General features: G+C 46.8%; 12 protein-coding genes. All 12 read left to right on the forward strand.

The features are described 5' to 3' along the window. The first annotated feature begins 56 nt into the window (after positions 1 to 56). Positions 57 to 314: a YlmC/YmxH family sporulation protein gene (locus tag NYE68_RS09180; protein ID WP_003154176.1), complete on the forward strand. Its 258-nt coding sequence runs from the start codon at positions 57 to 59 to the stop codon at positions 312 to 314. Between the two features lie 156 nt (positions 315 to 470). Then, entirely contained in the window at positions 471 to 1,361 is an 891-nt protein-coding gene (gene dpaA, locus NYE68_RS09185; RefSeq protein ID WP_015417487.1) for a dipicolinic acid synthetase subunit A, read from the forward strand. A 2-nt stretch (positions 1,362 to 1,363) separates the two neighbouring features. Continuing rightward, positions 1,364 to 1,954: a dipicolinate synthase subunit B gene (dpaB, locus tag NYE68_RS09190; RefSeq protein WP_007409809.1), complete on the forward strand. Its 591-nt coding sequence runs from the start codon at positions 1,364 to 1,366 to the stop codon at positions 1,952 to 1,954. Between the two features lie 134 nt (positions 1,955 to 2,088). Next, positions 2,089 to 3,129 (forward strand): aspartate-semialdehyde dehydrogenase, encoded by a 1,041-nt coding sequence (gene asd, locus NYE68_RS09195; protein WP_007409810.1) that lies wholly within the window; start codon positions 2,089 to 2,091, stop codon positions 3,127 to 3,129. An 88-nt stretch (positions 3,130 to 3,217) separates the two neighbouring features. Continuing rightward, entirely contained in the window at positions 3,218 to 4,432 is a 1,215-nt protein-coding gene (gene dapG / locus NYE68_RS09200; protein ID WP_003154168.1) for an aspartate kinase, read from the forward strand. 30 nt (positions 4,433 to 4,462) lie between these two features. Then, positions 4,463 to 5,332, forward strand: a complete 870-nt coding sequence (gene dapA / locus NYE68_RS09205; RefSeq protein ID WP_003154166.1) for a 4-hydroxy-tetrahydrodipicolinate synthase — start codon at positions 4,463 to 4,465, stop codon at positions 5,330 to 5,332. 178 nt (positions 5,333 to 5,510) lie between these two features. Next, positions 5,511 to 7,178 (forward strand): ribonuclease J2, encoded by a 1,668-nt coding sequence (gene rnjB / locus NYE68_RS09210; protein WP_007409811.1) that lies wholly within the window; start codon positions 5,511 to 5,513, stop codon positions 7,176 to 7,178. A gap of 115 nt (positions 7,179 to 7,293) precedes the next feature. After that, complete coding sequence (locus NYE68_RS09215; RefSeq protein ID WP_015417490.1) at positions 7,294 to 8,031, forward strand: ClpP family protease; 738 nt, start codon at positions 7,294 to 7,296, stop codon at positions 8,029 to 8,031. Next, positions 8,028 to 8,237: a YlzJ-like family protein gene (locus NYE68_RS09220; protein WP_003154161.1), complete on the forward strand. Its 210-nt coding sequence runs from the start codon at positions 8,028 to 8,030 to the stop codon at positions 8,235 to 8,237. Before NYE68_RS09215 ends, NYE68_RS09220 begins: the two co-directional genes overlap by 4 nt. 134 nt (positions 8,238 to 8,371) lie before the next feature. Next, positions 8,372 to 10,732 (forward strand): DNA translocase FtsK, encoded by a 2,361-nt coding sequence (locus tag NYE68_RS09225; protein ID WP_324635848.1) that lies wholly within the window; start codon positions 8,372 to 8,374, stop codon positions 10,730 to 10,732. 124 nt (positions 10,733 to 10,856) lie between these two features. Continuing rightward, the gene (locus NYE68_RS09230; RefSeq protein WP_324635847.1) at positions 10,857 to 11,582 is read left to right on the forward strand and encodes a GntR family transcriptional regulator; all 726 of its coding nucleotides are present in this window, start codon (positions 10,857 to 10,859) and stop codon (positions 11,580 to 11,582) included. 111 nt (positions 11,583 to 11,693) lie between these two features. Beyond that, positions 11,694 to 12,923 carry an MFS transporter gene (locus NYE68_RS09235; RefSeq protein WP_007409814.1) on the forward strand — a complete coding sequence of 410 codons (1,230 nt, stop codon included), beginning with the start codon at positions 11,694 to 11,696 and terminating at the stop codon, positions 12,921 to 12,923. The last annotated feature ends 4 nt before the right edge of the window (positions 12,924 to 12,927 follow it).

Consider the following 12,927-nt stretch of genomic DNA (forward strand, 5'->3'; position numbering starts at 1 on the left):
TACGGGGCAGGCATTTTTTTTTGCTCCGGGTCATATAGTACAAGGGGGTGGCTATCATGAGGCTCAGTGAACTGTCAGGTAAAGAAATAGTGGACATTAAACGGGCAGAGCGGCTCGGCGTGCTCGGCCAGACCGATTTGGAAATTAATGAACAGGACGGACAAATTACCGCGCTGTTGATACCGACGGTAAAATGGTTCGGATTGCGAAAACAAGGCCACGACATCCGCGTCCCCTGGAACCATATCCAAAAAATCGGGTCAGACATGATCATTTTAGACGTTCCGGGGGAGATCACGCCTCCCGAAGAGTAGATCTTATTCATTTTTTGCAAGCACCGGCTCATACAGCCGGTGCTTTTTTTATGAAAAAGACGCTGTACATTCACCGCCCTTTCTCTTCGCACATACGATGAAGAGGAGGATGACACTTAAAAGATCCAGTAACTGTAAAGAAGGTGAACGTTTCAGATGTTAACCGGATTGACAATTGCGATCATTGGCGGTGACGCAAGACAGCTTGAGATTATAAGAAAGCTGACAGAACAGCATGCCGATATTTATCTTGCAGGGTTTGACCAATTGGATGACGGTTTTACAGGAACCGTCAAATGCAAAATCGATGAGATTCCCTTTCAAAAAATAGACAGTATCATCCTGCCTGTATCGGCAACGACCGGAGAAGGCGTTGTTTCCACGGTTTTTTCAAATGAAGAAGTGGTATTAAAGCAGAGCTATCTTGAGCGGACACCGGAGCATTGCGTCATTTATTCAGGCATCTCCAACGCGTATCTTGAGGGGATCGCCAGCGAAGCGGGCCGCAAGCTTGTGAAATTATTTGAGCGGGACGATATCGCGATATTCAACTCGATTCCCACTGTTGAAGGAACAATCATGATGGCGATTCAGCATACGGATTATACCATTCACGGATCAAATGTCGCCGTTCTCGGCATGGGGCGCACCGGTATGACGATCGCCCGGACGTTTGCGGCGTTAGGGGCGAAGGTAAAAGTGGGCGCGCGGAGTTCGGCTCATTTGGCCCGTATAACGGAAATGGGGCTTTCTCCTTTTCAACTTGAAGAGCTTACTGAACATGTAAATGATATTGATATCTGCATTAACACCGTACCGAGCTTGATTCTGAATCAAAGCGTTTTATCGCGCATGACGCCGAAGACCTTGATTTTGGATTTAGCATCCCGTCCGGGCGGAACGGATTTCAAATATGCTGAAAAACAAGGCATTAAAGCGCTGCTTGCTCCGGGTCTTCCGGGAATTGTGGCCCCGAAAACAGCCGGACAGATTATTGCGAACGTATTGAGCAAGCTTTTGGCAGACTTAAAGAAAGAGGGGGAATAACCATGTCTCTGAAAGGGAAAAGAATCGGATTCGGATTAACCGGATCGCACTGCACATATGAGGAAGTTTTTCCGCAAATAGAGGCGCTTATCAGTCAAGGAGCTGAAGTCCGGCCGGTCGTGACGTCAACCGTTCAATCGACCGATACCCGCTTTGGGGAGGGGGGAGATTGGGTCAGAAAAATTGAAGAAGCAACAGGCTTTGAGGCGATTGATTCCATCGTAAAAGCGGAGCCTCTCGGGCCGAAACTTCCGCTCGACTGCATGGTCATCGCCCCCTTAACCGGAAATTCAATGAGCAAACTCGCGAATGCGATGACTGACAGCCCCGTCCTTATGGCTGCGAAAGCCACGATCCGCAACGGCCGCCCGGTCGTGCTCGGAATTTCGACAAACGACGGACTCGGTTTAAACGGAACGAATTTAATGAGGCTGATGTCTGCAAAAAACATATATTTCATCCCGTTCGGCCAGGACGACCACGTGAAAAAACCGACATCGCTCGTCGCCAGAATGGATCTCCTTCCGATTACGGTAGAAAAAGCTCTTTTGCACCAGCAGGTTCAGCCGGTGCTCGTACACCACCATGAATAAAAAATCATGATGACAGAAAATCATTCCCGAATAAAAAAATTCGATCAATCCGTGACTATTCTATGGTAAAATAAAACGTAAAATGCAAAGTCAATTCAACAAATGATGCTTAATTGGCGGAAGGAGTTTTACAGATGGGAAGAGGATTACACGTAGCAGTTGTCGGAGCGACGGGAGCCGTAGGACAGCAAATGCTGAAAACACTGGAAGACAGAAACTTTGAAATCGAAACACTCACACTACTATCCTCAAAGCGTTCTGCTGGTACGAAAGTAACGTTTAAAGGCGAAGAATATACAGTGCAGGAAGCCGTTCCTGAAAGCTTCGAAGGCGTTCATATCGCGTTATTCAGCGCCGGCGGAAGCGTATCACAAAGCTTGGCGCCTGAGGCTGTAAAACGGGGAGCCATTGTGATTGACAATACCAGCGCATTCCGTATGGACGAAAATACACCGCTCGTGGTGCCTGAGGTGAACGAAGGTGATCTGCACAAACATAACGGCATTATCGCCAACCCTAACTGTTCAACGATTCAGATGGTGGCTGCGCTTGAACCGATCCGCAAAGCGTACGGATTGAAAAAAGTCATTGTATCTACTTACCAAGCTGTGTCCGGGGCCGGCAATGAAGCGGCGAAGGAATTGTACAGCCAGACAAAGGCGATTTTAAACAATGAACCCGCAGAACCGTCCATTATGCCGGTTAAAGGCGACAAAAAGCATTATCAAATCGCATTTAACGCCATTCCGCAAATTGATAAATTCCAAGATAACGGCTATACGTTTGAGGAAATGAAAATGATTAATGAAACGAAAAAAATCATGCATATGCCGAATCTGGAAGTGGCTGCGACATGTGTCAGACTGCCGATTGAAACAGGGCACTCAGAATCTGTTTACATTGAGCTTGACCGTGATGACGCAACCGTTGAAGATATTAAACAGCTTTTAAAAGAAGCTCCGGGTGTTACGCTTCAGGATGATCCGGCGGAGCAGCTTTACCCGATGCCTGCTGATTGCGTCGGCAAACGCGATGTATTTGTAGGAAGAATCCGTAAAGATTTGGACAGAGCAAACGGTTTTCATTTGTGGGTTGTTTCTGATAACCTGTTAAAAGGCGCCGCTTGGAACTCAGTCCAAATCGCGGAAAGCCTGCAAAAACTGAACCTCGTATAAAACAAACGTATTTTCTATAGGCGAACAGAAGAGAGTAAGGCTCTGCCTGCTCTCTTCTGTTACGTCAGACTAATTTGGAGTGAAAATAGTGAAGATCATTGTTCAAAAATTCGGCGGAACATCCGTAAAAGATGACAAAGGCCGCAAGCTTGCGCTAGCACACATTAAAGATGCCATCAGTGAAGGTTATAAAGTTGTCGTTGTCGTATCGGCGATGGGAAGAAAAGGAGACCCGTACGCGACAGATTCTTTAATCGGGCTCCTTTACGGCAGCCAGTCCGACATTTCTCCGAGAGAGCAGGATATGCTTCTGTCTTGCGGAGAAACGATTTCGTCCGTTGTTTTTTCCAGCATGCTGAAGGAAAACGGCATAAAAGCCGCAGCTTTAACAGGAGCCCAGGCCGGCTTTTTAACCAATGCCCAGCATACTGACGCCAAAATTATAGAAATGAAAACAGAGCGGCTTTTCGCTGCACTCGCCAGCCATGACGCTGTCGTTGTCGCGGGATTTCAGGGAGCGACTGAAAAAGGCGACACGACGACGATCGGCAGAGGAGGAAGCGATACTTCAGCAGCGGCGCTCGGCGCGGCGGTAGATGCTGAGTTTATCGACATTTTTACGGACGTGGAAGGCGTTATGACAGCCGATCCGAGAATCGTGGAAAATGCTAAGCCGCTTCCGAACGTCACATATACGGAAATCTGCAACCTTGCCTATCAAGGCGCGAAAGTCATTCATCCGCGCGCGGTGGAAATCGCCATGCAGGCAAAGGTGCCGATCCGCGTGCGCTCCACTTATTCAAAAGACAAAGGCACTTTGGTGACGTCCCATCATTCGTCTAACATCGGCAGCGATGTATTCGAACGGCTGATCACGGGGATCGCCCATGTGAAAGATGTGACGCAATTTAAGGTTCCCGCCAAAATGGGGCAATACAACGTTCAGACTGAAGTCTTTAAAGCAATGGCAAATGCCGGAATCAGCGTAGATTTCTTTAACATTACGCCGAGTGAAATCGTATATACCGTAGCCGGCAGTAAAACGGAAGCCGCGCGCAGCATTTTGGCTGAATTAGGATATGAGCCGACAGTGACGGAGAGCTGTGCGAAAGTGTCGGCGGTCGGCGCCGGAATAATGGGTGTTCCGGGTGTCACGTCTAAAATCGTCTCCGCACTTTCTGATAAAGGCATTCCGATTCTGCAATCTGCCGACAGCCATACGACGATCTGGGTGCTCGTTCATGAAAAAGATATGGTAACGGCCGTAAATGCGCTGCATGAAGTGTTTGAACTTTCAAAGTAAATGTGATTGAATCATGATGAGGTGAAAAAAATGAATGTCGGAAATATATCTACAGCGATGATTACCCCCTTTGACAGTAAAGGGAATGTAGACTTTCAAAAACTGTCTACATTAATCGACTATTTGTTGAAAAACGGCACGGATTCTTTAGTTGTCGCAGGCACGACCGGCGAATCTCCGACACTTTCAACGGAAGAAAAAATTGCACTCTTTGAATTTACAGTCAAAGAAGTGAACGGACGCGTGCCTGTTATTGCGGGTACGGGAAGCAACAATACGAAAGACTCCATTAAACTGACAAAAAAAGCTGAAGAAGCCGGCGTCGATTGCGTTATGCTTGTCACGCCGTATTATAATAAGCCTTCCCAAGAGGGGATGTACCGTCATTTTAAAGCCATAGCTGAAGAAACGTCTCTTCCTGTGATGCTTTACAACGTGCCGGGCAGAACGGTCGCTTCGCTTGCGCCGGAAACGGCCATCAGACTTGCGGAGATACCGAATATCTCTGCGATTAAAGAAGCGAGCGGCGATCTTGATGCCATTACGAAAATCATTGCCGAAACACCGGAAGATTTTTACGTCTATTCAGGTGATGACGGGTTAACGCTTCCTATTCTCGCAGTCGGCGGAAGAGGAGTCGTGTCAGTGGCCAGCCATATTGTAGGTTCTGACATGCAGCAGATGATTAAAAACTATACGAACGGGCAGACGGCAACCGCGGCACTGATTCATCAGAAGCTTCTGCCGATCATGAAGGAGCTCTTTAAAGCGCCTAATCCGGCTCCGGTCAAAACGGCGTTACAGCTGAAAGGCCTTGATGTCGGATCTGTGCGTCTTCCTCTTATCCCGCTGAATGAAGATGAACGTCTGAGCCTGAGCAGCGTCATCAGCGAACTGTAAGAAAAAATTTATACAGTTAAAATACGCGGTCATTCTCATTTTTATCGTGAGTTTGACCGTTTTGTATACATATTGGTTTTCCCTAAACCTTCCGCTTCTTCTTGTTTTCTAAAATTGATATCAGTTATAATAGGAACAAGTGATGATGGACGGGTATGAGACTAGGAGGATACAGATTTTGAAAAAGAAAAATACAGAAAACGTCAGAATTATCGCCCTTGGCGGCGTCGGAGAAATTGGGAAGAACCTATATGTCATTGAAATTGACTCAGACATATTTGTAGTGGATGCAGGGCTGATGCACCCTGAAAATGAAATGCTCGGTATTGATGTCGTCATTCCGGATATTTCCTACTTAGTAGAACGGGCTGACCGCGTGAAGGCCATCTTTCTGACACACGGGCACGATGAAAACATCGGAGGCGTCTTTTATTTATTGAACAAGCTGTCGGTGCCGGTATACGGAACGAAGCTTACGCTTGCATTACTGAGAGAAAAACTCAAGCAGTACGGGCATAATCGAAAAGCTGATTTGCGTGAAGTTCACTCTAAATCAGTCATTACATTTGAATCAACGAAAGTATCGTTCTTTAAAACGATTCACAGTATTCCGGATTCAGTGGGAGTCAGCTTCAAAACATCACTTGGCTCTATTGTATGCACGGGAGACTTTAAATTTGACCAGACGCCTGCTTATCACCAATCATGTGATATTGGCGAAATTGCCAAAATCGGAAACAGCGGCGTGCTCGCCCTGCTTTCTGACAGCGCCAATGCGGAGCGCCCGGGGTATACTCCGTCAGAAGCATATGTAAGCGGTGAAATTTCCGATGCGATGAACAATTCAGAAAACCGTGTCATCATTGCTGTATTCGCGTCTAATATCAACCGGATCCAGCAAGTGATACAGGCTGCCGTCCAGAACGGCCGCAAACTTGCAATCGCCGGAAAAAATCTGCAAAACGTGCTTCAGCTTGGGCGCAAGCTCGGCTATATTGAAGCCGAAGATGAAATGTTTATTCCTGTGCAGGATGTGAAAAAATATCCGAAGCGGGAAGTGGCAATTGTTACAGCCGGAAGCCATGGTGAGCCGCTGGCCGCTCTTACGCGGATGGCCAAGCAGGCGCACAAGCAGCTTAACATTGAAGAAGGAGACACCGTTGTCATTGCATCAACACCGATTCCGGGGCATGAATTGATATATTCCAAAACCGTCAACCTGCTTGCCCGAGCCGGCGCTCAAGTCATTTTCGCCCAAAAGCGCGTGCATGTGTCCGGTCACGGTTCGCAGGAAGAATTGAAACTCATGCTTAATTTGCTGAAACCGAAATATTTAATTCCGGTTAACGGTGAATTCAGAATGCAAAAAGCGCATTCCAAAATCGCAGAAGAGATCGGCATGAAACGCAGCGACATTTTCTTGATTGAAAAAGGTGACGTCGTTGAATTCCGCGGCCAGAATGTGAAAATCGGGGATAAAGTCACGTACGGAAACGTTCTGATTGACGGCCTCGGAGTCGGCGACATCGGCAACATCGTGCTGAGAGACCGCCGCTTATTGTCACAAGACGGCATTCTCATCGTCGTGATTTCACTCGATAAGCAGAAAAAGAACCTCGTATCAGGTCCTGAGATCATTACGCGCGGTTTCGTATATGTCAGAGAATCAGAAGGTTTAATTGTACAAGCTACTGAGCTCGTCCGCTCTATCGTGACTGAAGCGACGGAAACATCTGCCGTAGAATGGTCCACGCTGAAACAAGCCATGCGTGATGCGCTGAATCAATTCCTTTATGAAAAAACAAAACGCAAGCCGATGATCATTCCGATCATTATGGAAGTATAATGTATACAAAGCCGGAGCGCATGATGCTCCGGCTTTGTTTTTGTTCATGTCCCGGATGGAAATCATCATCTTTGTTCATAATACAAAGAGACATTCGGAAAGGGTGAAAGATAAAATGGATCATCGTATGGAAAACACCGAAGAACAGCAGCCCGAAAAATCAGATGCGAAAGACAGCATTATGAGCAAAATTCAGCAGCTGGGAGAGACATCTCTGCCGCAAATGTCCCAAGATAGCAATATTCACTGCCTGACGATCATCGGCCAAATTGAGGGGCACGTCCAGCTCCCGCCGCAAAATAAAACAACCAAATATGAACACGTCATTCCGCAAATCGTCGCCATTGAGCAAAATCCGAAAATCGAAGGACTTCTGATCATCTTAAACACCGTCGGAGGCGATGTGGAAGCGGGGCTTGCGATTGCGGAAATGCTCGCATCCTTATCAAAACCGACCGTCTCAATCGTACTCGGCGGGGGACACTCGATAGGTGTGCCGATCGCCGTGTCATGTGATCATAGTTTTATCGCGGAAACAGCGACTATGACCATTCACCCCGTTCGGCTTACAGGTCTGGTTATCGGGGTTCCGCAAACATTTGAATACTTGGACAAAATGCAGGAGCGGGTCGTCAACTTTGTGACCCATCATTCAAATATTTCCGAAGAAAAATTCAAAGAGCTGATGTTTTCAAAAGGAAACTTAACCAGGGACATCGGGACGAACGTAGTCGGGAAAGATGCGGCTGATTACGGATTAATTGATGCCGTGGGCGGCGTCGGACAGGCGATAAAAAAGCTGAATCAGCTGATTGAGGAACGAAAGAGCGAGGAAGGAAGGATGATTCAATGATCCTTTATACCGTCATGCCCCAAGAAGTCGTTTACGGTCAGGATATAGAGCAAAGCGTGCATGAACAGGTAGATTACGCCGGCGTGCCGCTGCTAGTTGAGATGAAGGGAAATGAAGCTGAAGTCGTACAGATTTTAAGTACGAACCCGATGGATTTCTTGAATCCGGACATCGCTCCGGGACAAAAAATCAAGCTGAAAATCTAACCGGCATTCAGTCCGTTTCTCGGGGGCAAAATATGCTATAATAGGGGAATCCTACAGAAAAATGCAGCCGGCAAAAGGCTGCTTTTCTTCATGATGTATGATTTTACATTTTTTAACGCAGTAAGGTGATGAGTGTGGCAAAGAAAAAACGGAAATCTAAAAAGAAACAAGAGAGTAAGCTCAATCTAAAATACGAACTAAGCGGACTGCTCTGTGTTGCAATCTCAATTATTGCTGTTTTGCAGCTCGGCGTTGTGGGACAGACATTTGTGTACTTGTTCCGTTTTTTTGCCGGAGAGTGGTTTATTTTATGCTTAATTGCGCTCTTCCTTCTCGGAATTTCGCTGTTTTGGAAAAAGAAGAGTCCAAGCCTTTTAACGAGAAGAAAGACAGGGCTGTACTGTATTATCGCCAGTATATTGCTGCTGTCTCACGTGCAGCTCTTTAAAAATCTGTCTCATCACGGGTCGATTCGGTCGGCAAGTGTCATCGGCAACACGTGGGAGCTGTTTATGATTGACATGAAACAGCAGGCTGCTTCCCCTGATTTGGGCGGCGGCATGATCGGCGCGGTACTGTTTGCAGCTTCCCACTTTTTATTTGCATCAACGGGTTCACAGATCATGGCGATCGTGCTGATCTTAATGGGGCTGATTCTTGTAACGGGCCGTTCACTGCAGGAAACGCTCAAAAAGTGGACGAGCCCCGTCGGCCGGTTTATCCGCGGTCAATGGCAGGCATTTCTTGAGGATATGAAGACGGTCAGAACGAATATGTCTTCGCCGAAAACAAAAACAAAATCGGGCAAAAAACAAAAACGGGTTCAAAAGAAAAAAGAAGAGCCTGAACCGGAGGAAGAGGATGAGGAAATCATTTCGCCGATCATCCATTCAGAGCCGATTATTTCAAGCTTTTCAGACCGTCAGGAAGAGCCCGCCGAACCGCTGATTCCGGAAAAAACGCAGGAGGCTGCACAAGCGGCAAAAGATGAGCCTTCCGGCGGCGCTCAAGACAGTGGCGAAACGGCTGCGGCTCCGCCGATGACGTTTACAGAGCTTGAAAATAAAGATTATCAAATGCCTTCATTGGACATACTGGCTGACCCGAAACATACCGGCCAGCAGACCGATAAGAAAAACATTTACGAGAATGCAAGAAAACTCGAACGGACTTTTCAAAGCTTCGGCGTAAAGGCGAAAGTGACGCAGGTTCATCTCGGTCCGGCGGTCACAAAATATGAGGTGTATCCGGACGTCGGGGTCAAAGTCAGTAAAATCGTGAATCTGAGCGATGACCTCGCGCTCGCGCTTGCCGCGAAGGATATCCGGATCGAAGCGCCGATTCCGGGTAAATCGGCAATCGGCATCGAGGTGCCCAATGCTGAAGTTGCGATGGTTTCGTTAAAAGAAGTGCTTGAATCCAAGCTCAATGACAAGCCGGATGCGAAGCTTCTGATCGGCTTGGGACGAAATATTTCCGGGGAAGCCGTGCTTGCCGAACTGAACAAAATGCCCCACCTGCTCGTAGCGGGGGCAACGGGAAGCGGAAAAAGCGTCTGTGTCAACGGTATTATTACGAGCATTCTGATGAGGGCCAAACCGCATGAAGTGAAGATGATGATGATTGACCCAAAAATGGTTGAGCTGAATGTGTATAACGGCATTCCTCATCTGCTTGCGCCGGTCGTGACAGATCCGAAAAAGGCCTCGCAGGCTTTGAAAAAGGTCGTCAATGAGATGGAGCGCCGCTATGAGCTGTTCTCCCATACGGGTACGAGAAATATAGAAGGCTATAACGATCATATTAAGCGGTCAAATGCCGAAGAAGAAGTCAAGCAGCCTGAGCTGCCATACATCGTCGTCATCGTTGACGAGCTTGCCGATCTGATGATGGTCGCTTCTTCCGACGTGGAAGATTCAATTACGAGACTTTCACAGATGGCGCGGGCGGCGGGAATTCATTTGATTATCGCGACACAGCGGCCTTCAGTCGACGTTATTACCGGTGTTATTAAAGCCAACATCCCGTCAAGAATCGCCTTCAGTGTCTCATCTCAGACCGATTCACGGACAATTTTAGACATGGGCGGCGCTGAAAAGCTTCTGGGGCGCGGAGACATGCTGTTTCTGCCTGTAGGCGCAAATAAGCCGGTGCGTGTGCAAGGGGCATTCTTATCCGATGAAGAGGTTGAGCATGTCGTTGATCATGTCATTACGCAGCAAAAAGCGCAGTACCAAGAAGAGATGATTCCGGAAGAAGTTTCGGAAACACACAGTGAAGTAACGGATGATCTCTATGACGAAGCGGTCGATTTGATTATCGGCATGCAGACGGCATCAGTCTCCATGCTTCAAAGGCGGTTCAGAATCGGATATACGAGAGCTGCCCGTCTGATTGACGCAATGGAGGAACGGGGCGTCGTCGGACCGTATGAAGGAAGCAAACCGAGGGAAGTACTATTATCTAAGGAACAATATGATGAGCTCTCTTCTTAAAAAGGAGAGAGTTTTCACTGAAAATGATATCACCAAAATCATTCCTATTTATTTTTTTATCAAAACATGATATAGTTGTCCCAATTGTTCAATAATTTATGAAAGTGGTTTACGGAGGGGAAACATGTCTACAAAAGCTGACAATCGTCACTTGTATCTAAAAGTGATTGAGCGAATCAAAGAGGATATACAAAACGGAATTTACACCGAAAAGGAAAAGCTTCCTTCTGAATTTGAGCTTTCAAAATCAATGGGTGTCAGCCGGGCAACTCTGCGTGAAGCTTTGCGTATCCTTGAAGAGGAGCATGTGATTATCAGAAGGCACGGTGTGGGCACTTTCGTCCATACAAAACCGCTGTTTCTTTCAGGTATTGAACAGCTCAACAGCGTGACGAAAACGATTCAGCAGGCGAACATGGTACCGGGTACGATTTTTTTGTCGTCTCAGGTCATCACGCCGTCTGATGAAGATATCGCTAGATTCCGGCTTGAGCCTGAGCAGGAGCTTTTTTATGTGGAACGCGTGAGAACGGCAAGCGGCACTCCGGTCGTTTACTGTTTAGATACGATTCCGATGCACATTCTGCCGAATTCTTTCTGTCATGAACAGGAATCTATTTTTGATCTTTTGGAAAAAAACTCCGGATCTTTGATCAGCTATGCCGTTGCTGATATCGAACCGATCGGATATCACGATACGATTTCACCGGTTTTGGAATGCGAGCCGGAGACGGCGCTTTTATTGCTGAAGCAAACCCACTATAATCAGAATGATGAACCTGTGCTGTATTCATTAAATTATTTCCGGGCTGATAAGTTCAGTTTTCATGTTGTAAGAAAACGTTTTTAAGACAGACGCGTCATGTGTCTGTTTTTTTATTTGCCGTTTCAGTACATACTTTGTTTTCTGCAAGGCACAATAAAACAGGAAACAACCAAGTATAGTGAATGGGTGAATAAGTTGAGTAAGAAGAAAAATGGAACGAAAAATATCATTGCTCTGGCTTCTGTACCGCTCGTGATGACACTCGGGAATTCCATGCTGATTCCTGTGCTTCCGATGATTGAAAAGAAGCTGTCCATATCGTCTTTTCAAGTATCGTTAATTATAACGGTCTATTCGATTGTGGCGATTATTTGTATTCCGATTGCCGGATATCTGTCCGATAAATTCGGAAGAAAAAAGGTTCTTCTGCCTTGTCTTCTCATAGCCGGTGCGGGCGGAGCGCTTGCCGCGATAGCTTCCACCGCGTTCAAGCATCCTTATCCCATTATCTTGGCGGGGCGGGTGCTGCAGGGAATCGGTTCGGCAGGAGCGGCTCCTGTAGTGATGCCGTTTATCGGTGATTTATTCAAAGGGGATGATGAGCGGATTACCGCGGGGCTCGGCGATATTGAGACGTCTAACACTGCCGGGAAAGTAATAAGCCCGATTCTCGGTTCGCTCTTGGCTGCATGGTTTTGGTTTATGCCATTTTGGTTCATTCCGTTTTTTTCGCTCATCAGTTTTTTTCTCGTATTGTTTTTGGTGGCAAAGCCGGAGGAACAAAAAGAAGCGCCTTCTATTTCCGAATTTGTGAAAAATGTCGGCCGCATATTTAAGCGTGACGGACGCTGGCTCTTTACGGTTTTTATCATCGGCTGCGTGATTATGTTTTTGCTGTTCGGGGTTCTTTTTTATTTATCAGACTCACTGGAGAAGAAATACGGCATTGACGGTGTGGCTAAAGGAGCGCTTTTGGCAATCCCGCTTTTATTTCTATCCGTCAGTTCATATATAGCAGGCAGGAAAATCGGAAAAGACCAAGGCAAAATGAAGTTTTGCATCGTTTTCGGAATGAGTGCCGTGACACTGTCGTTTATCGGCCTATGGTGGAATCACAGTTTTTATTTATTATTTATCTTTTTGTGTGTCAGCGGTATCGGTATCGGAATGGCATTGCCGGCTTTAGACGCTGTCATCACAGAAGGCGTAGACAACGAGGAATCGGGAACCATCACCTCATTTTATAACAGCATGCGGTTTATCGGAGTAGCGGCGGGACCGCCGATCTTTGCTGCCCTGATGTCAAATGCAGGCTGGCTGATTTTTATTTTATCCGCTTTTTGCGGCATTGTGTCTGTATTTTTAGCGCTGTTAAATATCTCATCACAAGCAAAAGAAAAAAAGGAATCATTAAAGACGGTGTAATCTG

The organism is Bacillus sp. FSL R5-0447 (genome assembly GCF_038606125.1).
Taxonomy (GTDB): domain Bacteria; phylum Bacillota; class Bacilli; order Bacillales; family Bacillaceae; genus Bacillus; species Bacillus velezensis.

What these genes read in the sequence shown, in the direction of transcription:
- NYE68_RS09180 (WP_003154176.1), top strand. Translation starts at nt 57, where the DNA reads ATGAGGCTCAGTGAACTGTCAGGTAAAGAAATAGTGGACATTAAACGG.
- dpaA (WP_015417487.1), top strand. Translation starts at nt 471, where the DNA reads ATGTTAACCGGATTGACAATTGCGATCATTGGCGGTGACGCAAGACAG.
- dpaB (WP_007409809.1), top strand. Translation starts at nt 1,364, where the DNA reads ATGTCTCTGAAAGGGAAAAGAATCGGATTCGGATTAACCGGATCGCAC.
- asd (WP_007409810.1), top strand. Translation starts at nt 2,089, where the DNA reads ATGGGAAGAGGATTACACGTAGCAGTTGTCGGAGCGACGGGAGCCGTA.
- dapA (WP_003154166.1), top strand. Translation starts at nt 4,463, where the DNA reads ATGAATGTCGGAAATATATCTACAGCGATGATTACCCCCTTTGACAGT.
- NYE68_RS09215 (WP_015417490.1), top strand. Translation starts at nt 7,294, where the DNA reads ATGGATCATCGTATGGAAAACACCGAAGAACAGCAGCCCGAAAAATCA.
- NYE68_RS09220 (WP_003154161.1), top strand. Translation starts at nt 8,028, where the DNA reads ATGATCCTTTATACCGTCATGCCCCAAGAAGTCGTTTACGGTCAGGAT.
- NYE68_RS09230 (WP_324635847.1), top strand. Translation starts at nt 10,857, where the DNA reads ATGTCTACAAAAGCTGACAATCGTCACTTGTATCTAAAAGTGATTGAG.